Below are 23,100 nucleotides of genomic sequence, written 5' to 3'. Positions count from 1 at the left end.
TGCACTGCCGCAAAAATTAGCCCTGCTGAGGAGTTTTCCCAGCAGGGCTAATTCGATATTGGTGACAATACTGTCTGAAGCTCAATCTCAGAGTCTAAATCTCAGAGTTTAAAGCAACTCTAAAACCCCTGGCGCGATACCAATTTTTCGATATCGGCCTGGGTTTGATGCAGCAGGTTATGGCGGCTGTCGCCGGTATTGCTGAGGGACGGCACCAGGTTGCGGGCCTGGAGGGCCATGTGAAGCTGCAAATGGGCAACGTACTCAGAGAAGTCTTCGCGGGTTTCGGATAGCGCTGGAGCTAGCTGATCTGACAGGGCCACGGGAACAACCTCGTTAGTATTCAACAGTTGGAAGATGTGCAACGATATCGAAGTTAACATAGGCCCTGTACCCGTCGTGGGTCATGCAACGAAGCTTAACGGTGCGTAACATCTGACACATTTCTCTATGCCCGGTTCAACTCCCTCTGCCGATAGCCCACCCCCCATTCCTGAGCGACTGGCCAAACATACGGTGCGCTACGCCGACCACCACGCCGTCAACTGGGACGACCTGACGCCGATGATGCGTCACTACGTGGAGATGAAGGAGCAGTACCCCCATGCCCTGGTGCTGTATCGGGTAGGGGATTTTTTTGAGACGTTTTTTCAGGATGCGATCGCGATCGCCCGCGAGCTAGAACTGGTGCTGACCAGCAAAGACGCGGGCAAGGCAATTGGCCGGGTGCCCCTGGCGGGCATTCCCCACCACGCCCTCGATCGCTACTGCACGCTGCTGGTGGAAAAGGGCTTTGCGATCGCCATCTGCGACCAGGTGGAAGACCCCGCCCTGGCCCAGGGCCTGGTCAAGCGCGAAGTCACCCGCGTAATCACCCCCGGCACGGTAATCGAAGAGGGGATGCTGAGCGCCAGCCAGAACAATTTCTTGGCCTCGGTGGTGGTGGCGGGGCACCACTGGGGTCTCGCCTACGCAGACGTGTCCACCGGGGAGTTTCTCACCACCCAGGGGGAAGATCTCGATCAGCTCAGCCAGGAACTGCTGCGGCTTCAGCCCGCCGAGGTGCTGTTTCCGGTAGATGCGCCCAGTCTGGGTGCCATGCTGAGGCCGGGAGATACATCAGACCAGCTGCCTGACTGTCTGCCGCGCCAGTTTTGCTACACGCTGCGGCCCCAGGGGCCCTACAGCCAGAGCGAGGCCCGGCAGCGGCTGCTCCAGCGGTTTCGGCTCAGGTCGCTGGAAGGCCTGGGCTGCGACCATCTGCCCCTGGCGGTGCGGGCGGCGGGCGGCCTGCTGCACTATGTTGAAGAAACCCAAAAGACCGTCCAGGCTCCGCTCCAGCCCCTCTGCACCTACACCCTGGCTGCCTACCTGGTGATCGACCACCAGACCCGCCGCAACCTGGAGATTACCCAGACCCAGCGGGATGGCACCTACAATGGCTCGCTGCTCTGGGCGCTCGATCGCACCGTAACGGCCATGGGCGGGCGCACCCTGCGCCGCTGGCTGCTGCAACCGCTGCTGGATGTCAAAGGCATCCAGTCGCGACAGGCTACCATCACCGAACTGCTGCAGGACGGCAACCTGCGGCAGATGCTCCAGCACAAGCTGAAGCAGATCTACGACCTGGAGCGGCTGGCGGGTCGGGCTGGGTCAGGCACCGCCAACGCCCGCGATCTGGTTGCACTAGCCGAATCATTTTTGCGGCTGCCCGAGCTGGCAGCCTTAGCTGAACAGGCAAAGTCACCCTACCTGCAAGCGCTTCAGTACGTGCCGCCAGAGCTGGAGCAGCTGGGGCAAACGCTGCGATCGCACCTAGTGGAAACCCCGCCCCTCTACCTCACCGAGGGCCACCTGATTCGCGATGGGGTCAACGCCCAGCTCGACAACCTGCGCCAGCAGGCGGTGGATGACCAGAAGTGGATTGCCGAGCTGGAGCCCGCCGAACGCAAGCGCACCGGCATTTCCACCCTCAAAGTGGGCTTTAACAAAGCCTTTGGCTACTACATCAGCATCTCCCGCGCCCGCGCCGACCAGGCTCCCGACGACTACATCCGCAAGCAAACTCTCACCAACGAAGAGCGCTACATCACCCCCGAACTCAAGGAGCGGGAGGCCAGAGTGTTCAATATCGAGGCTGAAATTAACGCCCTGGAGTACGAGATCTTTAACCAGCTCAGGGATCAGGTGGGCCAGCAGGTGGAGCTGATTCGCAAGGTCGCCGCCGCCGTTGCCGCCGCCGATGTGCTCTGCGGCCTGGCGGAGGTGGCCATTTTCCAGGGCTACTGCTGCCCCGAGATGGATGAGAGTCGGGCGATCGCCGTCACCGAGGGCCGCCACCCCGTGGTCGAGCAGCTGCTCCCCGCTGGATTCTTCGTGCCCAACTCCAGCTTTATGGGCGCAATTCCCGCAGACAGGGATTTCGCCCATCCCCAGGACCTGATCATTCTCACTGGCCCCAACGCCAGCGGCAAGAGCTGCTACCTGCGCCAGGTGGGGCTGATCCAGCTGATGGCGCAGATGGGCAGCTTTGTGCCCGCCAGGGAGGCGCGGCTGGGGGTGTGCGATCGCATCTTCACCCGCGTCGGCGCGGTGGACGACCTGGCCACGGGCCAATCCACCTTCATGGTCGAGATGAACGAAACCGCCAACATTCTCAACCACGCCACGCCCCGGTCCCTGGTGCTGCTGGATGAAATTGGCCGGGGCACCGCCACCTTCGACGGCCTCTCCATCGCCTGGGCCGTGGCCGAGCACCTGGCCGTGGAGATTCAGGCTCGCACCATCTTCGCTACCCACTACCACGAGCTAAACGAGCTGGCGGCGCTGATTCCCAATGTGGCCAACTACCAGGTCACGGTCAAAGAGATGCCCGACCAGATTATCTTTTTGCACCAGGTACAGCCCGGCGGAGCCGATAAATCCTACGGCATCGAAGCGGGGCGGCTGGCAGGGCTACCCACCTCGGTCATTCAGCGCGCCCGCGACGTCATGCGCGAGATCGAACGCAACAGCACGATCGCCGTGGGGCTGCGGGGAGAAATGCCGAAGCCCAGCAAACCTAGGCGCCGAGGGAAAGAGTTGCCAGGTGCCTATGACCCTGCAGAACAGATGGATCTATTTGGCAAGATGTGATTCTCCAGGTTAAATCCACACGATTGAGGCTTGTTGTGGTGACGACTTGAGAAATGTCTAGATGCTTGCATTCTCAGCGTGCTTTCAGCCTGACGGCCTGACACATTGCCACCGCAGGTTGGGTGAAACGAAGTGGAACCCGTCCCTAGCCGATCGTCTGGGGCCTGCTGGGTTCTGCTGCTGCGCCACCCAGCCTAAGGCATATCAATGTTTGCCAAAGCTGTGTCAGTCCACCAGGCTTAGCTATCTTCAATGCGGCCAGCCTTAACCGTTAAAATTTGCGATGAGGTCATCCACTGGCTGCCAAAGGCACCCAGGTGGGTGGTGGTGATAATAGTTTGAAAGCGGTCTTGAATTGCTTCCAGGAGCTGGTTTTGGCGATTCAGGTCTAATTCTGCCAGCACGTCATCGAGCAGCAGCAGAGGCGGTTCGCCGATCACCTCATCGATCAGGTGCAGTTCTGCCAGCTTGAGGGCCAGCACCAGGGTGCGCTGCTGCCCCTGGGAACCGTACTGGCGGCTGGGGGTGTCGTTAATGGCAAACTCGATGTCGTCGCGGTGGGGGCCAACCAGGCTGGTGCGCTGGTGCTGTTCAGCGATCGCCCGCAGCTTGATCTTCTCCAAAAAGCTGGCCTGAATCACCTGGGGGTCATCTTCCTCCATCGGCACGTTGGGCTGGTAGTGAATGCGCAGGTCTTCGCGCTGGCCGCTGATCGCCTGGTGCCACTGGCGGGCAATCGGGGCCAGCCGCGCGATCGCCCTGGCCCGCCGCCGAATCACCCGCGTCCCCAGGGCCGCCAGTTGGGCATCCCACAGGGCAAATTCGGTGGCATCAGGGGGCTCAGCTTCCCCTTCGTCGTCGCCGTAGGATTGCTTAATCAGGGCGTTGCGCTGCTTCAGCACCTGGTTGTACTGACCGAGAATGTGAGCATAGACCGGCTCTAGCTGCACCAGCAGCGTGTCGAGCCAGGTGCGCCGCTCCCCCGGCCCGCCCCGCACCAGGTCGAGATCGAGGCTAGAGAACTGCACCGCGTTGAGGGCACCCAAAAAATCGAGCTGCCGCCGCAGCTTTTCGCCGTTGAGAATGGCCGTGCGCCGCCCCGCCTGGCGCAGCACCAGGGAGAGATCGGCCACGCCTAAATCTCTGCGAACCGAAGCGCTAATTTGCGCAGCGGGCTGGTCTTGCTGGACGAGGTCGCGATCGCGACTGGTGCGGTGCGACTTCAGCGTCGCCAGCAGCTCCACCGCCTCCAGCAGGTTTGACTTACCCTGGGCATTTTCGCCCACCAAAATCGTCTTGGCAGCGGCAAAATCAATCTGCTGCTCGCCATAGTTGCGAAAGTGCCGGAGCGATAGGTGGGTGAGGTACAAGGGCGCGAGTCGGGGCTTGACTTGGTTTAGGATACAGGACGGCACCGATGCCTCGCTCATCCGCCAGCCACAGAACTATGGAGCTACCGAAATTTCAAAATCTGGCACTGCTGCGGCAGGCGCTTACCCACAGCAGCTACGCCAACGAGCATCCTGGCGATGGCCCTGACTACGAGCGGCTGGAGTTCTTGGGCGATAGCATTCTAGAGTTTGTAGTGCGCGATCTGCTGTTTGCCCGCTATCCCAAGATGTCGGAAGGGAAAATGTCGCAGCGGGCTGACCAGCTGGTGGATGGGGCGCATCTAGCTGAGCTGGCTGTAGCACTCGGCATTCCGGCCCAAATGCAATTGGGAGCTGGGGCGCAGCACGAACGCCACAACCCCAGCGTCCAGGCCGATATGTTTGAAGCGGTGATTGGGGCTTACCGACTCGATGCTGGTATTGCAGCGGCTTTAAGCTACGTTGAATCGATCTTTGACCCGCTGGTCGATCGTGTCCTAGACCTGCCAGCCATCGACCCGGTGAGCGAATTTCAGGAGTACGTCCATGCCCACCTGGGCCCTCAATCCCCAGAATACAGAGACCGGGGCGATACTGGCCCCGGCCACGCCAAGGAATTTACCGTTGAGGTGGTAGTGGGCGAAACCAGCTACGGCATCGGCCAGGGACGCAGCAAGAAAGAAGCCCGCAGAAACGCAGCTCTAGAAGCTCTCAGGAGGTTAAACCCATGAATGCGGCAATTTTGGGCTGTGGATATGTCGGTAAAGCTGTGGCTCAGCTCTGGAGCAGCCAGGGCATCAGCGTTACGGCCACAACGACCAGCCCCGATCGCGTGGACGACTTACGCCAGGTTGCGGCAGCGGTTCAGGTCGTCAATGGCTCCGATGCCGAGGGAATTGCCGCCCTGCTGCAAGACCAAGACACCCTGCTGATTTGCGTGGGGGCCGGTCGGCAGGCCAACTACGAAGAGGTTTACTTAAACACGGCCAAAACCGTGGTGAAATCCTTAGAGCAGGCTCCTGGCCTGAAGCAAATCATCTTTACCAGCACCTACTCGGTCTACGGCAACTACGAGGGGGCCTGGGTGCGCGAAGACGACCCCGCCAAACCTGCCACCGACAACGGGCGCACGATGGAGGCGACAGAAAAAACGCTCCTGCAAGCTGCTACGCCGGAGCGAAACGTCTGCATCTTTCGCCTCGGCGGCATCTACGGCCCGGGGCGAGAACTGGCCAAAATCTACAGCCGCGCCGCCGGGCAGACCCGCCCCGGCGCTGGGCACGAGGCCAGCAACTGGGTGCACTTAGAGGACATTGTGGGGGCGATCGCATTCGCCCAAACCCACGCCCTCAGCGGCCTCTACAACCTGGTGCAGGACGAAATCCCCACCGTGCGCGAGCTAATCGATCGCGTCTGTACCGCCAACCAGCTCGACCCTGTTACGTGGGACCCGTCTCAGCCCAGCGCGCGGCCCTACAACGTGCGGGTGTCGAACCAAAAGCTCAAGGCGGCGGGCTATGGGTTTCGGCATCCAAGCTTTGAAGGCACCTAGGGAGAATTTTGGATTTGCGAGGGTGAGGCGGTTGCAGCTAAAAGCTGTCACGTTGGAACTGCACCAAATCCAAAATCGCCCATCTAAAATCCAAAATCACTCCTCCCCACAAACTCCATGCTGGCCAGGTAGAGTTGACCCTGGGGCGCTTGGTCAAACACTAGCTCCACGCTGCTCAACGCGGTCAGGTCTACCCCATAAAACTGGCCCAGGGGAATGCGGAGATCGCTCGGGTAAACGGGGGCCGTGGCACCTTGGGTAGGATCAGGCTCAAACTGCCGCAGTGCGGGCACGGTGGGCGGAATTTCGACTCGTGCGGCACCTCCCTGGCGATCGCGCAACACCACCGCAAACGCTGGCTGTCCCTGAGGCATCAGCCAGGATGGATCGGGGGCCAGGCGCAGCGCCAGGCTGGTAAAGTCGCCGACGTCGAGGCTCTCCAGCGGCACTTGCAGCTGCTGCGGGAGGGTAGTCCACCCCAGGCTCAGCAGGTCTGGAAAGTGGGGGTAGGGTCGCGGGGTGCCATGGCCCAAGGCCGGTTCTGGGCCATGGCAATCCGACAGTGCCTGGCAGAATGCTGCCTCCAGCCCAGCGGTCAGCGTGGCGGTGGGGGCCTCCTTGGCATCAAAGATAGTGCGACGCTGGGCAGTAGGCGATACCAGCGTTGTCAGCACCGCCTGTCCCCACAGTGCCGCCGGAGCCGCCCGATCGCTCGCCAGCCCCACCCTGGCTAAGGCGACATCATCCCCTGGAAAGGCCCAGACCGTTTGCAAGAAGGCTGTGGTGTACTGGGCCAGAAATGTCTCTTGAGCCACCCGCGACAGGCGATCGCGCGATCGCTGCGGGTTGCACAGCGGCGCATTGTTGGGTCTGCGGTAGTAGTCATCTTCGGTGACGGCGGCGCTGAAATAGTTGTGGTTGGCCCCCGGCAGCAGCATAGCGACCACAGGACTGGTGCGGGGCTGCGCCCGAGCGGTTTCCGCGTAGTAGAGGCTGCTGAGGTCAAAAATGTCGCGATCGCACCCGCCCGCGATTACCGCTGTCGGCACATCCGGCAGCTGGTAGGCATCGGGCCGCTGGGCGATCGGGTAGCTGCGGGTGGGGCCAACTAGCACCAGAGCCGCGATCGGGCCGAGCCCCTCCGCAATTTTGGCCTGAAGCGATGCAGCCGAGTCTACGTTAAGTCGCTGAAGAGCGTTCAGCGCCGCTGCGCCGCCCCCCATGGAGTGGCCCACCATGGCCAGCCGCCCCAAATCAACCCGCCCCGCCAAGGGCAGCCCAAAGCCAGGGTCATCACCGCGATCGGCCTGGGCCAGACGGCTCATGTGGGCATCGATAATTTGGCCGCTGCGCTGGTCGGCTAGCTCGTTACGGTTGTCGGCAGTAGCCCCGTAGGTCTCACTGAAGGCCGCATTCAAGTCGGGAATGAGCACACCGTAGCCAGCCTCAGCTAGCGCCTGCGCCAGGTAGGCAAAGCCCAAATCAAAGCGAGGTTCTGGGGCGCAGGGCCACTGGCTGGTGGCATCGGGTTGAAAGTGGCACCCGGCGTGGCGACCGTGCAGTACCACGACCCAGGGCACGGGGGAATGGCCGGGGGGCAGCGCGATCGCCCCGGTCAGCGACAGCGGCATCGCCGCCAAGGCCGCCTCCACCCCCACCTGCTCCAGGTGGCTGCCGCCCAGATCGTAGGTTCGCACCAGCGGAAAGTCGGCCAAATTAGGGGTGAGATCGGTGCCGGGAGGCGGCAAAACCACCTGGCCTAAGCCTGGTCCTGCCCCCAGAGTTAGCCCCAGGCCCAGCGCGAGCAGGGCCAAAAACCGCAGAGCAGCCCGGCAAGCTCTCGCCCACCCCAGGCCACGCAAATTTTGGCGTAGGGCCGTGAATTTAGTAGCCGTAGCTCCAGCGAGCTTTGTAGCCACGCACATCAATGTGGGTAAATACCGACGAACTGGCCAACCCCCCCCGACTGCCCCACCAGCCATCCAGCCTGGCATAGACATCAGAGCACCGCACCCCCGGCACCACAAAGTCCACCGCATCACCCGAGAGGTGGCGAGACATGGAGGCACCCCCCACCGCCGCGTTGGTGGCCGGATCGCGGTACCAGGAGTTGATCTGAAGGGGTTTATCGCCATACATTTTGCGAATTTCCTCCATCACATCGGCCACGCGCAAAACGCCGTAGATCACCCCCGCGTTGGCGGGCCTACGGTAGGCCCCGGTGGAGCGGTTGACATGCAGGGCTTCACCCCAGGTAAAGTTGCCCCGCACCCCGTAGCGGTTTTTGGGCTGAATGGGATCGTTGGAATAGTAGGTGCCCGTAAAGCCAGGAAAGCTCAGCGCGATGCCTCGGTCGGCTGGGTTGCCCGGCTGGCCTGTACCCTGATCACCGGGGTGGTTGCCAATTTCCGTGCCAGAAATCTGGATGTCGGGCACGTAGGCATACCAGGAGGTGAGGTTTTGGGGACCTAGAAAAGCCCCCTGTAGAGCCACCCGCACGTGGTTGTTCTCGGGCTGGGCGTAGGAGTTCAGCAAAAATACCGAGCCCTTTTTCACCAGCACTTTTTCGGCGTCCGCGAGCTGGCTCGACTGCACGGGGCGCGATTTGAAAATGGTGTCGCCGTTTATTTCAAGGGTTTGACGGTTGCCGTCTACCTTGGTGTCGGGGCTGTAGACGTACCATTTGGTGTTAACTTCAGCTCCCACAATGGCGTCGGCGAGTTCGACCTCATAGTGGTCGCCTGCGGCGGGTTTAAAGGCCAGCAGGTTGAGCTGGGTGCCGTTTTTGACAAATACCTTTTGGGCTTCGCTCAGCTGCGACGATATTTTAGGCTCGGTTTTAAAGAGGGTATCGCTGATCACCCGCAGCCGAATGCCTGTCAGTACGTCGATATCTGGGGTATAGACATACCAGGTGCGGTTGGTTTTGTCGCCCAGGGTAGGATCAAGCAGCTGCACCTTCCAGTGGTTTAAGCCCACGTCGATGTAGTACTGAATGTCAAAGGTGGTGCCGTTGGTGACCAGCACCTTCTCGGCATCGGGGAGCTGGCTGGCCAGTTTGGGCTGAAGCTTAAAGTAGGTGGTGCTCTTAACCCGCAGGCTCATGCTCTTGACGGGTTCAGGATCCGGTTCACTTCCTGGATCTGGCTCTTCAGGATCGGTGGGATCGGTGCCACCGCCGCCCTCGGGGGGAGGAGTTTCTCCCTCGGGTGGGGTTCCGCCGCCCGAGGAGCCGCTGCCAATCTGCTCCGGCTCCGGCCCGCCCGCCCCCACCGATACGGTCATAGCCAGGGGGGCGTCGGCCCGCAAAAACCAGTCCCGCATGCCCTCGACGTTTAGCACCTGCTCCTTCGGATTGCCAGAGGAGGGTCGCTTTTGAATGCGGGAGATCCACTGGTTTCCCTGCATCAGGTAAAAAGCTTCATCGGTTTCCTTGACCCATGTACCCATGGTTTGACTCCCGTAGACACAGTGCAGTGCTGGCCCATGCAGAGATGGCCACCTAGCTATGAATATTAGAATCGAATGGGCGATATGGTGCAGTTTTGTGGCCCAATCCTCCAGGTTTGTTACCCGCCGGTTGTCAATCGGGGGGCGATTGATGGCGGGGCGCTCCGACCAGGAGGCTCAAATCGGTGCGCCCGGTTTCTAGCCAGCCCGCGCTGGCGAGGTCGGGGGGAGGGGAGGAGGCCGGAATGGGGCAGGTAATTTGCCGCCAGCTCTGGTAGATCAGGGGCAGGACGCTGCTGGCGATCAGGAGCGCGATCGCCAAACTCATCGCTCCATCGACCCAGACCCAGTGAAACAAGGCCATACAAAGTGCTCCCACAATCACGCCAATCGAGCTGGCCAGGTCGGCGGCCACGTGCAAAAAAGCTCCCTGGCGGTTCAGCGAGATATTGCCCCGGCTGTGCAGGAGCCAAACTCCAAACCCGTTGATGCCTAACCCTACCAGAGCCGTGCTGACCATCGGTCCGCTGGCCAGGGCCGTAGTAGGCGCATTCAAGTGCTGCCAGGCTTCTAGGCAGATCAGCCCCGCCATGGCCAGCAGCCCGAGGCCGTTGATCAGGGCCGCGATCGCCTCCGGAGAAGGCTGCCCCGCTCGGGAGCGAGCCGAGGTTAACCGCGTTAGCCAGCTGGCGGACAGTGCCAGGGCGATCGCGCTGCCATCGACCAGCATATGCCCGGCGTCAGACTGTAGGGCCAGGCTGTGGCTCTGGCTGCCCACCAGCAGCTCCACCCCGGCAAACCCCAGCACCAGGACGAGGAATAGCCCCAGCCGCTGGCGATCGACGGCATCTAGGCTACAGGGGCAGGGCAGAGGTTGGACAGGGTGAACGGTCGGTGGCATGGGCGACAGAGGGCCGGGGACAGAGGATATAGCCATCGTCACGTTGGTTAGGGCATCCAGAAACCCTGTGAACGTTTGAGCGTTTGAGCGTTCATAGGAGACTTGTCTTAACCAGACTGGCTACAGCTATAGCGAGAATTTGCCTACGCATTCTGGCATGTTTCGCTGGCCCTGGCCCGCGCGGCAGACAGTTTTGCCATTGACTGGCCCCTCAACTGGCCCGCCCCCGCCCGCGCAATGTATGCCCGCCGTGCCGCTGACGCCTACAATCAACCCAGCGATCGCTTCAGCCGAGGGCCTATGGCCGTGCTCAAATTGCTTCTGGTGCGCCACGGTCAGTCGGTGGGCAATGGCGAAGGCCGCATGGAGGGCGTTAGCTCTACCGGGCTGACTCCCCTGGGGGCGCGGCAGTCGCTGCGGCTGGGGCGGCATTTGGCGGCGGCAGACTGGTACCCCACCCACATCTATTGCAGTCCGCTGAGGCGCGCCACGGCCACCCTGGCCTGGCTGCTCAGGGGACTGGCCGACCCGGCCTGCCCCGAGCCGCTGGCGGAACTGCCCGATGGGGCCCCTGCGCCTGGCCCCACTGTGGCGATCGGCGGGCGGACCGTGGCGGTGACCCTGCGCGACGATCTCAAAGAATACGATGCGGGTATTTTTACGGGCCTCACCTGGGCGGAGGCCCGCGATCGCCACCCCGACCTCTGCGAGCAGCTAGAAACCAGCCTCGACTGGCAGCCCATCCCTGGGGCCGAAACCCTAGAGCAGGGGCAGGCCAGGGCGCGCGCCGCCGTCAACCATCTGCTCGATCGGCACGGCAATGGCGATCGCGTGCTCGTCATCAGCCACCACTGGATGTTGCAGCAGATGATCGCTGGGCTGCTGGGCTGCGATCGCGCCTGGGGTTTGCCGATGGCCAACTCCGCCCGGTTTGAGTTTTGGCTCGACCGCGATCGCTGGCCCCAGACCGGCCCCAACCGCCTCAACACCGAGCTGTGGCAAATCAAACGCTTTAACGACTGCGACCACTGGCTCAAATCCGAGGCTTGAAACCCTGAGGCCTCAAGCCCCATGGCTCAAAACTGAATCCGGGCATCCAGAATAAATGCGTCGGTCAGCTGGGGAACCCCCGCCGAGGTGGCAGGCTGTAGCCGCAGCCGCTGCCTGACCACGCAGCTGACCAAATCGTCCACCGCACCGCTGCCGGTGCCCTGCAACGACCTGACCTGGGAAATTTCGCCGCTGGGCTCCACGCGAATCTGTAGCTGCACCGAAGTCGCCACCATCCCCGTCAGCAGGGCATCCAGGTTGGCAAAGCCGCAGCCCGAGGCCAGGGGCTGCACATCAATAGCCGTGGCGCCCAGCAGTTGAGGTGCCGTTTCAGGAATATCCCTGCCGCTGGGGTTCAGGCGAATGCCCACGGGGACCACCTGCCCCCCCGCTCCCCCTGCCCCCTCGGGAGCGGAGGCCGCAGGCGGCGGTGCTGGCGCTGGCGCTACCGCAGGCGAGGGTGGAGCTTCAACGGCGGGAGCAGGGGCGGCAGGGGCGGCGGGGCGGGGCGGAGCCGGGGCCACGGTCGGAGGCAGGGGGGCCACTGGCTTTGGCTGCGGTGCTGGTACTGGCACCACTGGCGGACTATTCACCACAGGAGGCGGAGCCGGGGCCGTGAATGGTTCCAGGGGCGGGCTGATGGGGGCAGGACTGTCAGGCGCTACGGAGTCAGGCGGGGTTTGGGCGGTCACAGGGGTCGGCGACTCGGCGATCGCGGCTCCATCTTCCGCCGCCAGATCGCTGGGCGGGGCCGCCACGCTGGTATTTTGCTCACCGGGGGCCGGCAGGTCGGGGGGAAGGGTCACCATCTGAATAGGCAGGGGAGCCATTTCTCCCTCCGGCAGGTTCGGCGTTTGAATCGCCAGGGTCCGCACCATGACCAGGGCCACCCCGTGAACGACAACCGATGCCGCCGCCGCTGCGGGCCACAGAAGTCTTGGGTCGCGGTGGTGGGCAAAGGTGATCAGGAAAGGGGAGGTAGCCATAGTTGGGAGGTGGCTGGGGGAGTGATGGCGTAGGGGGGTGGGGCCAAACCAACTTTTCGATCCTACTCGCTGACTGGTGACAGGGGGGTATATTGACTGCACAGGCGATTGTCATCACGTCCGGGCTGAATGCGCCAACGGGCTGCGCGGACGCCAACGCCGTGTATTATTTTGCGGGGGCTGCTGGAACCTATGGTACAAATCGACTCCGATTCATCGCCTTTGCCAACCATGGCCGCCGCCCAACCGCTGATTCGCTCCGCCCAGCTCCAGGACATCGAGCGCTTAACCGATGTCCTCACCAACAGCTTTTACGACTGTTCAGGCTGGCGATACTGGGTATATCCCTTTATCCGTTTTGGCATCCAGGAAGATCTGAAGCAGCGGCTCAAGGCTCAGTCTCCCCGGTATGCCTGCCTGATGGCGGTGCCCCCGACCGAGCGCCCCGCGATCGCGGGCACCGTAGAAGCCTCTCTTCGCCAGCCCTGGCCCTGGCAGGGCGATCGCCACGTGTACGTTTCCAACTTAGCCGTAGCAGAGGGTTTTCGGCGGCAGGGCATAGCCACTGCGCTGCTACAGTCCTGTGAGCAACTGGCGCGCCAGTGGCACATCTACGAGCTGCGCCTCCACGTCATGGAAGATAATGTGGCCGCCCAGGCGCTCTACCGCAAAGCTGGATTCAAAGTATGTCAGACCGAAGATACCCCAGCCTCCTGGATCGGGCTACAGGCCCGTCGGCTGCTGCTGCACAAGCCCCTCACGCCGCCCGCCCCCTGGCCCTAGGGCGTGTCATCAATTCTGGCTACGATCCTTATCCCATAGGCATTGCCACGCCCGACCCAAAAAACAGGCTAGGGACTGTAACCGCTGATTCTTAGACTATTGGCGATTAATTGATGACAGCCCCTAGTCCGGCACGAACCGGGTGACTTCACACAAACCTCAAACTATAGCGGTAGAAATTTATCCCTCCTTCAGCACAGCTAAATACTTCTGCGAGGGGCGACTCGGCGTTTACTCTAGAATAAGTACCTGAAGGCTCTGTGATCCATCAGGTGGTCCATAGCCTGGGGAGTTAGTGCAGGTCGGGGCTAACTAAGCCGTTGTCGCTATGATGTGGCGGGGATGATCTCTAATTTTGAGCCGAATAGTTCAGGGCCAGGATCGGGAAACTCCCTACGTTCCCCTGGTCTGTTTGACGCATCCAAGCCCGCCCGGCCCCCCATTGTGAATTCAGTAAGCCGCCTGTCCAACCCGTTTTTTGAATCTAACCTGCTGCTGTCAGAGGATGATGACATTCTGGCCAGGATTCGAGGCGGTGAACTCTGGGTGGTCAACAGCCGCCGCCGTAACGGGCTGATTATCCACAAAGAGTTCTACACCGAGTTTGCCGGTCCTGGGGCTGCCGTTGGCGGCGGTCTTGACGCCGACTGCCGCTCGGTCATTCCCCTGGGCAGTCTGTCGCTCATTTCTCCCGACTCCGCTGGAGCTCAGCAAAAAGCGCTCAAAATTCGCCTGCAGTGGGTGCGGCTGACCCAAAACTTTACCGACAAGCCCGTACCCATCGATCGCGCCCAGCTCATTCTGGAGCAGTTTAAGAGCTATTTTGACCAGAATATGGTCGATCAAGTCCCCGATGAAGCCTTTGCCCTCCTGGTGGGAGTGCTGCCCTACACCGTACGGCGGGCCAGGGCTTTGGTGTAGCTTCGACTGCGCTCAGCTGCCGGGCGACACCCGCAGGCTCAGCCCTCGGGTGGCTCCCTCTTAAACCTGCTGGAGGTGGGCCAGGGTGCGCTGATTTTCCGCCGGGGTGCCCACGGTGATTCTCAAGCCGCCGCCCGTGTGGCGCACCAGCGTTCCCTGTGCCCGCAGATGGTTGAACCAGCGCTCTAGCTCTGCCTTCAACGGCTGACCCGGCGGAGTGGGGGGCCGTCCGTAGAGAAAGTTGGCGGCGCTGGGCCAAAGGCGCAGGGGCGTATGGCGGGCGATCGCCGCCGCCAGTTCCCGCCGCTGCTGTTGAATTTCGGGCACCACCGCCAGCAACTCCTGACGGTGGGCCAGCGCCAGCTGCGCCGCCGCCTGGGTAAGGCTGGGCAGGTTGTAGGGCAGGCGCACCTTCTCCAGGGCCTGGGTCAGGCCTGGATTGGCGACGGCGTAGCCCACCCGGTAGGCCGCCAGCCGAAATGCTTTAGAAAAGGTTCGCATCACCACCCAGTTGGGGCGCTTAAGTACAGCATCCACGGTAGTTTGCTGGCTGAACTCAAAATAGGCTTCGTCCACGACCACCAGAATTTCGGGGGGTAACTGCTCCAGCCAGGCGATCTCGGCGGCAGTGAGGGCGTTGCCGGTGGGGGAGTTGGGGTGCACCATAAACACCACTCGCACTGGCAGACCCTGGGGGCGATCGATCGCCTGCTGGGCCGCCGCCAGATCCACCTCGAAGGTGTCTTCGCTGCGGCCCACCGCCACCACGGGAATGCCCAGGGTGCGGGCCAGAATGCCGTACATCGAGAAGGTGGGATCGGCCACCAGTACCGCGCCTTCGCCGCCGATGCAGGTGGCAATCAGCAGTGAGCGAATCAGCTCGTCAGAGCCATTGCCGACGGAGATGTGGGCAGCGCTGAAGCTGGCTTCAGCGGAGGCAGTCTCGGTTACGTACTGGGCGATCGCAGCCTTTAGTGCCCCATGGCCGCCGTCGGGGTAGCGGTTAGCGGCAATGTCGTGGTGCAGCAGCCAGGCCAGCTTCTCTTTCAGGGCCTCAGGCAGGTCGTAGGGGCACTCGTTGGTGTCAAGCCTATCCAAACTTAGGGCCAGCTGAGCGGGGGATGGATCCTCTGCGGACTCAATATGGGGGGCATAGGCCGCCAGCTGGACCACCGCCGATCGCAAAAAGGGCAAAGACATGGAGAACGCAAGTGCAGTAACCCCACCATTATTGCAGAGCCCGTGGAACGGTTAGGAGGACGGGCATTAGCGGTATACTTTTGCCAGATTGGCTTCCCCAGCTGCTTTTAAGCTGGCGGAGTACACTAAAAGGGGCTAAGGGCTTAGCCTCTAGCCGCTGCAAAATCAAGGCCCGAACCGCAGATCACCATGCTAGACGCACTCATCGTATTTTCATTCATCTTTGCTGGGGCGGGCATCGGGTTCTATAGCATTGACCTGCTGCCCGAACCGATTTTGCAGCAGGTCACGAATATTGAGGCGCTGGGGTCGGTCACGGCGGTGTTTGGCGGGCTGATTGGCACTGGCTTAGGCTTGGTCACCCAGACCAGCTACCGCCGCCTGGAGCGCCAGGTCAAAGAACTCCCCCCCGATCGCATTCTCACCCGCGCCGTGGGCCTGGTCCTGGGTCTGCTGATCGCCAACCTGATGCTGGCCCCGCTGTTCCTGCTGCCGATTCCGGCAGAATTTGGCTTTATTAAGCCGATGACGGCGGTGTTGGGCAGCGTGCTGTTTGCGGTGTCGGGCATGAATCTGGCCGATACCCACGGGCGATCGCTGCTGCGCCTGATCAGCCCCAGCACGCTGGAGTCAACCCTGGTCGCCGAGGGCACCCTCAAGCCCAGCAAAACCAAGGTGCTCGACACCAGCTGCATCATTGATGGCCGCATAGAAGGGCTGATGGCTACGGGGTTTCTGGAGGGTCAGCTGCTGGTGCCCCAGTTTGTGCTGCAAGAGCTCCAGCAGGTGGCCGATGCGTCGAATGACCAAAAGCGCGATCGCGGTCGTCGGGGTCTAGATGTGCTCAATCGCATTCGTGAAGCCTATCCCAATCGGCTGCTGATCAACTCCGTCGACTACGACGACATTCCCACGGTGGATGCAAAGCTGGTGAAGCTGGCCCAGGAACTCAACGCCATGCTGCTCACCAACGACTACAACCTCAACAAAGTCGCCAGCTTCCAAGACGTTGAGGTGCTAAACATCAACGACCTGGCCCAGGCCATTCGCCCCGCCTACCTGCCCGGCGACGACATCGACCTGAAAATTCTTAAGGAAGGCAAAGAACCCTCCCAGGGCGTGGGCTACCTCAACGACGGCACCATGGTGGTGGTCGAAGAGGGCCGCGACTACATTGGCGAAGAACTAGAAGTAGTGGTAACGGGTTCGCTGCAAACCTCCGCCGGGCGCATGATCTTTGCCCGGCCTAAAACATCAATGGTGGCGTCGTGAGTGTTAGATAAGTAGGCCGTCGAAATTATTTTCTTGAAGAGAATGACGATGCAGCTTCAACAAACGATTAAATCGTTTATTCGCCCCGGAGAACAAAGTGGTTACATTGCAGAGTGTTTGGAAATCTCTGTAGTCACCCAAGGAGAAACGCTGGGCGAGGTTGTCGATAACCTCCAGGAAGCTGTTTCTCTACATTTAGAAGGGGAAGATCCCGCAGAGTTTGGCTTAGTGTCTCATCCCCACATTCTGGTCACTTTTGAGTTGCAGCCGATCTATGCCTAGTGCAGTGCCAGCATTAAGAATTGGAATAGGTGATTCCTGAAAGGCTTGATTTATAGAGCTTTCAGGAAACGATGATCCCCAAATTTAAGCTTGGCGAACCATTAGGGCAAAACGGCTATCAGGGGCAGAGCTCGTCACTATTCTGGAGCGCTTTGGCTTTCAGGTTCACAGTCAACGGGGTAGCCACATTAAGTTGCGTAGAGAAAGTGGTTTGGGCAAGGAAACTCTCACAGGACTAACCACCGACAGTTAGACACAGGAACTTGCCGGGCTATTTACAGGCATGCGTGTCGGTACATTCCAGAGTCAGAGCTTTTCACACATTTCTATCAGTAGTAGAAATATCACTCACGTCATCAAAAAGCCCTGGACACAATAGGGTACGATCAGCATCGGCTTTTCACTACCGCTGCCATGACCGCCCGCATTGAGCTGACCGACGCTGCACCCCATCAAACTATGACCCTGGAGTTTCCCAGTGATGGGGTGACTCTGACCGGGCGGGTGCGGGTGCCGGGGGACAAGTCTATTTCCCACCGGGCGCTGATGCTGGGGGCGATCGCCAGTGGCGAAACCCGCATTCAGGGCCTGCTGCTGGGCGAAGACCCGCGCAGCACCGCCGCCTGCTTTCAGGCCATGGGCGTCACCCTGTCACCCCTGGAGGACGAGTGGGTGAGGGTGCAGGGGGTAGGGCTGGGCAATTTGCAGGAGCCCGCCGATGTGCTAAATGCCGGCAATTCGGGCACCACCCTGCGACTGATGCTGGGGATACTGGCCTCCCACCCCGATCGCTACTTTGCGGTCACGGGCGACGGCTCGCTGCGATCGCGCCCCATGGACCGCGTCATCAAACCCCTGACCCAGATGGGGGCCGAGATCTGGGGACGGCAGGGCAACCGTCTGGCTCCCCTGGCGGTGCGGGGGCAGGCGCTCCAGCCTATCCACTATCACTCCCCGGTCGCCTCAGCCCAGATCAAGTCGTGCATTCTGCTGGCCGGGCTAATGACCGATGGTGCCACTACGGTAACCGAACCCAGCCTGTCGCGCGACCACAGCGAGCGCATGCTGCGGGCCTTTGGTGCCGATATTGTTGTCGATGCCGATACCTGTAGCGCTACGGTGCGCGGCCCAGCCACCCTGACCGGACAAACCGTTGTGGTGCCCGGCGACATTAGCTCGGCGGCCTTTTGGCTGGTGGCCGGGGCAATTACCCCCGGCTCTGACCTGGTGGTCGAGAATGTGGGCATTAACCCCACCCGCACCGGCATTCTCGATGCGCTGCGAATGATGGAGGCCGACATCACCCTAGAGAATCCGCGCGAGGTGACCGGGGAACCCGTAGCAGATTTGCGGGTGCGCCACAGCCGCCTCAGGGCCGTTAGCCTGAGCGGTGATCTGATTCCCCGCATGATCGACGAAGTCCCGATTCTGGCGGTGGCGGCTATATTTGCCGAAGGCACCACAACCATTGCCGATGCCGCTGAGCTGCGGGTCAAGGAATGCGATCGCATCGCCGTCATGGCCAGCCAGCTCGCCAGCCTGGGTGCCCGCATTGAAGAACTCTCCGATGGATTGACCATCCATGGCGGCACCCCTCTCAGCGGTTCGATTGTCGATAGCTATACTGACCATCGGGTGGCGATGAGCCTGGCGATCGCCGCCCTGCGCACCAAAGGCCCCGTTCAGATTCAGCGGGCAGAGGCAGCGGCGGTTTCCTATCCCAGCTTTTCAGCTACGCTGGCTCGACTTTGCGGCTTGGGCTAATTCATCCCTAAACCATGACTTGAGCCGTAAGCTTGGGCACACTCTAACCAAGCTCAAAGGCCACGCCCCAGAGGCCACGCCCCAGAGGCTCGCCGTTTCAGAAACCGATGTGGCAACCGTTGAAAAACTTTGTCAATAGCCTCACCACCTACATGGCCCTCAGCCCTGACATGGTCGCCCGCCACCGGGTCAACCAGTGGCTGCAATCGCGCCCCTGCCTCACCAGCGATCAGTGGTTTGTGCGCTATTGGACGCCTCCGGCCGTGGCCCATGCCCTGCCCCAGCCGCTCATCGCCTTTGCCTACCACCATCTGCACGCCTACTCCGGTCTTGAGATCGGTCGGGTCCGGCCCAGCGACCACCTGGTCGACGATCTGGCCTTTCCGGCGGTGTGCTGGTTCGACTGGGGACTCACCCTGTGCGAAGACTTCTACACCACCTTTGGCCTCGATATTAGCGAACACTTTGATGAAACCCAGCTGTTTACCTGCGCCGATTTAATCAATTTTTTAGGGCAGCAGTTGGAGGGGGATGAGGGGATAGGGGGATGAGGGGATAGGGGGATGAGGGGATGAGGGGATGAGGGGATGAGGGGATGAGGGGATGGAGAAGTTTTGAACTCCTCACCTTCCTCACCTTCTCCACCTTCCCCATCTCCCTCACCTCCCTCACCTTCCCCATCCCCCCACTCCCCACCTCCTTCAATCACCCGGTAAAGTGAGAGGGTAGCCTACGATGCGCTTAGGCAAGTGCAAGGATGTCTTCTCAATGAGCTTAAAAGATCGCATTAGCGACGATATTAAAACCGCCATGAAGGCGAAGGACAAACTCCGTCTGGAGACGGTGCGCAGCATTAAAAAAGTCATTCTCGAAAAAGAAACTCTGGTGCGCCCCAGCGGCCAGAGCGAACTCACTCCTGAGCAGGAGCTAGAGGTGCTGACCCAGCTGGCCAAACAGCGCAAAGACTCCGTTGAGCAGTACCGGAAGGCTGGGCGAGAAGATTTGGCGACCCAAGAAGCTCAAGAACTGGAGATTATTGCAGAATATCTGCCCCAACAGCTCAGCGATGCCGAGGTAGAAGCCGTCATTGACGACCTGATTGCCAAAACCGGGGCCACATCGCCCAAGGACATGGGTAAGGTGATGGGGCCGGCCATGCAGCAACTCAAGGGCCGGGCTGACGGAGGCAAGGTGCAGGCGCTGGTCAAGGCCAAACTGGGCAGTTAGCGCGCCACTACCTGAAGCTGATGGCGCAGTTCAGAAAGCTGGGATTCGTCGGCGATCAGGCATTCGTCGTAGTTGCGCTGCCACACCGATTGGCCGACCTGGTTGAGCCGTAGGTTAATGCGCTTGGCCGCCGCTGCTTTAAAGCTGGCGATAAACGACGACAGCAACCACGGCTTTTGGCTACCTAGCCCCCCTGTTAAGACCAGCGCTGGAGCAATGGGCACCTGTAAAAAGACAATACTTTGCAGGCGATTAGGGGTAATTGTCCAGACATCGATGTCAATGCCCTTGCGGTTGGTGGCCGATCGCACCCATTCGTCGGCGACGATGAGACCGCAGTCGTTAGGGCGAAAATTGCCCTGGTCATAGTCACCTAGCAGAGGCTGTTGCTGAACGGTCGAAAGCTCGATTAAATAGGCTCTAGGGGCGGCGGAATCGGTCAAAATGTCTGCCCTCGAAGCGGCTATGGTGTAGGCGTGACTGCGTAGGCTCATGAGCGCTAAACCATGAATGCACCAGTACCCTATAGTCTGCCCAGTGGCGCTGGGCCATCATCAGCCCTGGGAGGGAAGTTTCAGCCAGCTTGGGGCTGGGGCTATTGCCCTACATGCCTTCGGCAAAGGCGGCAATGAGTTTATCTAAATAGCCGTTGACCAGATGGGCGCCCTCGGCGGGCAGAGTCGCGGCAATTTCGGTTTGCAGGCTGCGGTAGGCGGCGATCGCAGAGTCTTCTTTATGCAGAGCGCGGGTAATATTTTGCATCCACACCACGTACTCTTCTACAAAGCCGTCGGAGTTGTCGAGCAGAATAGCTTTGGCAATGCAATCCAGGCTGTAGAGCATGTCGCGCTGGCACTTGGTTCCGTGCTCCTGAACCGCCGACTGATGGGTGAGCATGAGCTGCCGCAGAGCGCTGAGCACTAGCGTCTCGCCCTCAGCCTTGAGGCGGGTGTAGGTTTTCACCCGAGAGTCAAAGGATGCGACAAATTGCGCCAGGGGGCGAAGCTCCAAATCGCTCAGGTAGCGACCGTCAGACTGCTGAATAGTGGCGAGCAGGGCATGGTTCATGGCGGCAGAAGGTGCTTAGGCATAGGCGAACGGCATTCCCTAACTTGCCCAATGTGTTGCAAAAGGTAACATCCGCCGGGGGTGGCTGTTTCTTCGGCGATGACGCTAGTTGTCTTTTGCCGGTGGGTCTGGCCGGTTGAGGATGTCGTTGGTGACATTGTCAACGGCTACGGTCAGGTTGTAAGCGATGGGGCTGCTGGCCCTAGAGACCACCACGATTTCGTAGTAGCCAGACTGGGGCAGCTCACCAGCCCAGGTATTTTGCTCGGCATCGGCAAGCAGATGGGGCACCTCGTCGGTGGGGACCGGCACGTAAATTGACAGGCGAGTGCTGTCGGGCGGGGCCTGGAGGTTGAGGCGCAGGAGCTGCCCGGCGCTGAGGTTGAGAATATAGACCTGGCCGCCGCCGGGGTTGAGGTTGCCCTGCTGCTGCTGACTTAGGGCTCCCTGCTGGAAGGTAATTTCAGTCAGGTTAGCGCCGCTTTCCATGGCGTTGACCTGATCCTGCGCCAGGGCCAGCCGGATTTGGTCGATGGGAGTTTCAACAAAGCCCCCCTTAGCCCGCTCTGGAAAGAGCTGGTTAAAGCGGGCATCGGTGAGGTCGTAGAGAGCATTGGTGCTGACATAGAGCTGGTTGACCTGACGCTTCCAGCGATCGCTGTCGGTGGGGTTATAGCGGCCCAGCTTGCGGCGGGCCTCGGTGCTGAGATTGGCTTCGAGCAGGTCTAGATTGCGATTCGCGATCGCATCCCACTCGGCTCGCAGCGGCTCGTCTGCGGGCTGATCGGTGAGCTGGGTGCCTTGGCGGTTGGGGTTTTTCTCAAAGAAAAGCTGATCGGTGAGGCTGGTGAGATAGCCCCAGTCAACGCCGAGGGCGACGGCGCGATCGCGCAGAGCCTGCTTGCGGGTGCGCTCGACCTCGCTCAGGTTGGGGTTGCCCGCATCGCTGCCGCCGGGCGACACCACCTCTGACCCACCGCCGCCAAACTGGCTCAGCGGGTCGAGCCACCACCACAGCCCCCCGGCCACCCCCACTGTGAGCAGTAGCCCCACCAGGGCGGGCCAGCACCCTGTCGATGTCTTTTGTACCGGCACCGCTCGCGGCGGTGGCGGTACCGTCGCTGTGGGGTCGTAGGCCATAGGCGGGGCGTAGGGGGCCACCGGGGCCACGGCTACCGTGGGCTGAGGCGGCGGCACCACCGGCTGCATGCGGATGGGCATGGGCTGGGACCAGGCCGCCGAGAGAGGGTCTGGATGGGCCAGATTGAGCGCTGCCAGTACCTGCCCCGCCGACTGGTAGCGATCGCCGGGTTGGCGGGCCACCAGCTGCGTCAGCACCTGGGTCAGGGTTGCCGAGAGTTCTACCTGCTCGGGCCAGACCCAGCGATCGCGGCGATCGTCATACAGCTCCTTGGGTTCCTTGCCAGTCAGCAACACCAGGGCCGTAACTCCCAGGGCATAGAGATCCGTTGCGGGGCTGACCTGTCCCGATGCCCGCTGTTCTTCGGGAGCATAACCTGCGGTGCCCAGCCGGGTGATGCTGCCGTCGGTGGCCTGGTAGGGCTGGGTCACCCCCAGCTGATAGCGCACGTTGACCACTAGCTGCTTGACACCGCCAAAGTCAATCAGCACCGGGCGACCGTCGGCGTTGCGCTGAATCAGGTTGTCGGGCGAAATGTCGCGGTGCACAATGCCGATGCTGTGCAGATATTGCAGTAGCGGCAGGGTCTGCATCAAAAACTGAACCACCTCGGCTTCGCTAAAGCGCCCGTCGTACGCCCGGCGGCGATCGAGCAACTCCCGGTACGTAGGGCCTTCAACGTAGTCCTGCACTAAAAAGAGGCGTACCCCATCGCGCAGCAGCTCGCGAAATCGAGGCACCTGGGGGTGATTGATCTGGTAGAGAATGCTGGCCTCGCGCTCAAACAGGGTTTGGGCCTTATCAAGCGCCAGTTTACCGGGTACCTGGGGGTTAAACTCCTTGAGCACGCACAGCTCTTGAAACCGATGGCTATCTTCAGCCAGGTAGGTGTCGCCAAAGCTACCCCGGCTGAGCTGCCGCAGCACCCGGTAGCGTTTTCCAAGCAACCGTTCTCCCTGTCCTGTTTCAGCCATGGCGCGTACTGCTGAACCACTCTA

General features: G+C 61.2%; 22 protein-coding genes. 12 read left to right on the top strand and 10 right to left on the bottom strand.

The genetic code is table 11. The features are described from left to right. Positions 1-119: 119 nt before the first annotated feature. Positions 120-347: a hypothetical protein gene (locus LEPTO7104_RS0116615; RefSeq protein WP_017299709.1), complete on the bottom strand. Its 228-nt coding sequence runs from the start codon at positions 345-347 to the stop codon at positions 120-122. Positions 348-450: 103 nt separating this feature from the next. On the opposite strand from LEPTO7104_RS0116615, the gene mutS reads away from it, so the two are divergent. Further along, entirely contained in the window at positions 451-3,135 is a 2,685-nt protein-coding gene (mutS, locus tag LEPTO7104_RS0116610) for a DNA mismatch repair protein MutS (protein WP_017299708.1), read from the top strand. Between the two features lie 239 nt (positions 3,136-3,374). Here the strand turns inward: mutS and recF are convergent, their stop codons facing one another. Then, positions 3,375-4,505 (bottom strand): DNA replication/repair protein RecF, encoded by a 1,131-nt coding sequence (recF, locus tag LEPTO7104_RS0116605; protein ID WP_026072780.1) that lies wholly within the window; start codon positions 4,503-4,505, stop codon positions 3,375-3,377. A 47-nt stretch (positions 4,506-4,552) separates the two neighbouring features. Between recF and rnc the strand changes: the two genes are divergently transcribed. Together rnc and LEPTO7104_RS0116595 are read left to right on the top strand one after the other, a co-directional pair. Continuing rightward, the gene (rnc, locus tag LEPTO7104_RS0116600; protein ID WP_225886998.1) at positions 4,553-5,236 is read left to right on the top strand and encodes a ribonuclease III; all 684 of its coding nucleotides are present in this window, start codon (positions 4,553-4,555) and stop codon (positions 5,234-5,236) included. After that, positions 5,233-6,057, top strand: coding sequence for an SDR family oxidoreductase (locus tag LEPTO7104_RS0116595; RefSeq protein WP_017299705.1), 825 nt, complete (start codon positions 5,233-5,235; stop codon positions 6,055-6,057). The genes rnc and LEPTO7104_RS0116595 overlap by 4 nt, the downstream gene beginning before the upstream one ends. A gap of 83 nt (positions 6,058-6,140) precedes the next feature. Here LEPTO7104_RS0116595 and LEPTO7104_RS0116590 read toward each other — a convergent pair whose 3' ends face one another. The 3 genes from LEPTO7104_RS0116590 to LEPTO7104_RS34190 all read right to left on the bottom strand — a co-directional run bounded on the left by LEPTO7104_RS0116590 (position 6,141) and on the right by LEPTO7104_RS34190 (position 10,444). Next, positions 6,141-7,976 carry an alpha/beta hydrolase gene (locus LEPTO7104_RS0116590; protein WP_155523667.1) on the bottom strand — a complete coding sequence of 612 codons (1,836 nt, stop codon included), beginning with the start codon at positions 7,974-7,976 and terminating at the stop codon, positions 6,141-6,143. After that, on the bottom strand, positions 7,942-9,507 hold the full coding sequence (locus tag LEPTO7104_RS34195) for a D-Ala-D-Ala carboxypeptidase family metallohydrolase (RefSeq protein WP_017299703.1): 1,566 nt from the start codon (positions 9,505-9,507) through the stop codon (positions 7,942-7,944). The genes LEPTO7104_RS0116590 and LEPTO7104_RS34195 overlap by 35 nt, the downstream gene beginning before the upstream one ends. A gap of 133 nt (positions 9,508-9,640) precedes the next feature. Further along, positions 9,641-10,444: a cation diffusion facilitator family transporter gene (locus LEPTO7104_RS34190; protein ID WP_083887080.1), complete on the bottom strand. Its 804-nt coding sequence runs from the start codon at positions 10,442-10,444 to the stop codon at positions 9,641-9,643. A 201-nt stretch (positions 10,445-10,645) separates the two neighbouring features. On the opposite strand from LEPTO7104_RS34190, the gene LEPTO7104_RS0116575 reads away from it, so the two are divergent. Next, on the top strand, positions 10,646-11,458 hold the full coding sequence (locus LEPTO7104_RS0116575) for a histidine phosphatase family protein (protein WP_017299701.1): 813 nt from the start codon (positions 10,646-10,648) through the stop codon (positions 11,456-11,458). Positions 11,459-11,484: 26 nt separating this feature from the next. Here the strand turns inward: LEPTO7104_RS0116575 and LEPTO7104_RS42380 are convergent, their stop codons facing one another. After that, entirely contained in the window at positions 11,485-12,444 is a 960-nt protein-coding gene (locus tag LEPTO7104_RS42380; RefSeq protein WP_026072778.1) for a hypothetical protein, read from the bottom strand. Between the two features lie 192 nt (positions 12,445-12,636). Between LEPTO7104_RS42380 and LEPTO7104_RS0116565 the strand changes: the two genes are divergently transcribed. Together LEPTO7104_RS0116565 and LEPTO7104_RS34180 are read left to right on the top strand one after the other, a co-directional pair. Continuing rightward, positions 12,637-13,227, top strand: coding sequence for a GNAT family N-acetyltransferase (locus LEPTO7104_RS0116565; RefSeq protein WP_071527265.1), 591 nt, complete (start codon positions 12,637-12,639; stop codon positions 13,225-13,227). 444 nt (positions 13,228-13,671) lie between these two features. Beyond that, positions 13,672-14,148 carry a hypothetical protein gene (locus tag LEPTO7104_RS34180; RefSeq protein WP_017299699.1) on the top strand — a complete coding sequence of 159 codons (477 nt, stop codon included), beginning with the start codon at positions 13,672-13,674 and terminating at the stop codon, positions 14,146-14,148. A 60-nt stretch (positions 14,149-14,208) separates the two neighbouring features. On the opposite strand, the gene LEPTO7104_RS0116555 is transcribed toward LEPTO7104_RS34180, so the two are convergent. Further along, a complete protein-coding gene (locus tag LEPTO7104_RS0116555; RefSeq protein ID WP_017299698.1) occupies positions 14,209-15,348 on the bottom strand; it encodes a histidinol-phosphate transaminase in 1,140 nt (379 codons plus the stop codon). A 189-nt stretch (positions 15,349-15,537) separates the two neighbouring features. Between LEPTO7104_RS0116555 and LEPTO7104_RS0116550 the strand changes: the two genes are divergently transcribed. The 6 genes from LEPTO7104_RS0116550 (at position 15,538) to LEPTO7104_RS0116530 (ending at position 19,893) form a co-directional block, all read left to right on the top strand. Further along, entirely contained in the window at positions 15,538-16,620 is a 1,083-nt protein-coding gene (locus LEPTO7104_RS0116550; RefSeq protein ID WP_017299697.1) for a PIN/TRAM domain-containing protein, read from the top strand. Positions 16,621-16,668: 48 nt separating this feature from the next. Then, entirely contained in the window at positions 16,669-16,902 is a 234-nt protein-coding gene (locus LEPTO7104_RS0116545; protein WP_017299696.1) for a type II toxin-antitoxin system HicB family antitoxin, read from the top strand. Positions 16,903-17,002: 100 nt separating this feature from the next. Continuing rightward, positions 17,003-17,155: a type II toxin-antitoxin system HicA family toxin gene (locus tag LEPTO7104_RS43660; RefSeq protein ID WP_225887095.1), complete on the top strand. Its 153-nt coding sequence runs from the start codon at positions 17,003-17,005 to the stop codon at positions 17,153-17,155. A gap of 161 nt (positions 17,156-17,316) precedes the next feature. Further along, complete coding sequence (gene aroA / locus LEPTO7104_RS0116540; RefSeq protein WP_017299695.1) at positions 17,317-18,666, top strand: 3-phosphoshikimate 1-carboxyvinyltransferase; 1,350 nt, start codon at positions 17,317-17,319, stop codon at positions 18,664-18,666. A gap of 107 nt (positions 18,667-18,773) precedes the next feature. Next, positions 18,774-19,217: a hypothetical protein gene (locus LEPTO7104_RS0116535; protein ID WP_017299694.1), complete on the top strand. Its 444-nt coding sequence runs from the start codon at positions 18,774-18,776 to the stop codon at positions 19,215-19,217. A 217-nt stretch (positions 19,218-19,434) separates the two neighbouring features. Further along, a complete protein-coding gene (locus LEPTO7104_RS0116530; protein ID WP_017299693.1) occupies positions 19,435-19,893 on the top strand; it encodes a GatB/YqeY domain-containing protein in 459 nt (152 codons plus the stop codon). On the opposite strand, the gene LEPTO7104_RS37050 is transcribed toward LEPTO7104_RS0116530, so the two are convergent. The 3 genes from LEPTO7104_RS37050 to LEPTO7104_RS34170 form a co-directional block, all read right to left on the bottom strand. Further along, the gene (locus LEPTO7104_RS37050) at positions 19,890-20,387 is read right to left on the bottom strand and encodes a transposase (protein WP_017299692.1); all 498 of its coding nucleotides are present in this window, start codon (positions 20,385-20,387) and stop codon (positions 19,890-19,892) included. The two genes, LEPTO7104_RS0116530 and LEPTO7104_RS37050, sit on opposite strands and share 4 nt — an antisense overlap. Positions 20,388-20,496: 109 nt before the next feature. Continuing rightward, positions 20,497-20,961, bottom strand: coding sequence for a globin family protein (locus tag LEPTO7104_RS0116520; protein WP_017299691.1), 465 nt, complete (start codon positions 20,959-20,961; stop codon positions 20,497-20,499). A 105-nt stretch (positions 20,962-21,066) separates the two neighbouring features. Continuing rightward, positions 21,067-23,076 (bottom strand): serine/threonine-protein kinase, encoded by a 2,010-nt coding sequence (locus LEPTO7104_RS34170; protein WP_017299690.1) that lies wholly within the window; start codon positions 23,074-23,076, stop codon positions 21,067-21,069. Between the last annotated feature and the right edge of the window lie 24 nt (positions 23,077-23,100).

Origin of the sequence: Nodosilinea nodulosa PCC 7104 (assembly GCF_000309385.1) — a bacterium.
In the GTDB taxonomy this organism is placed as follows: domain Bacteria; phylum Cyanobacteriota; class Cyanobacteriia; order Phormidesmidales; family Phormidesmidaceae; genus Nodosilinea; species Nodosilinea nodulosa.
The sequence above is the reverse complement of the archived record's forward strand: the minus strand, read 5'-3'. Positions and strand labels throughout refer to the sequence as shown.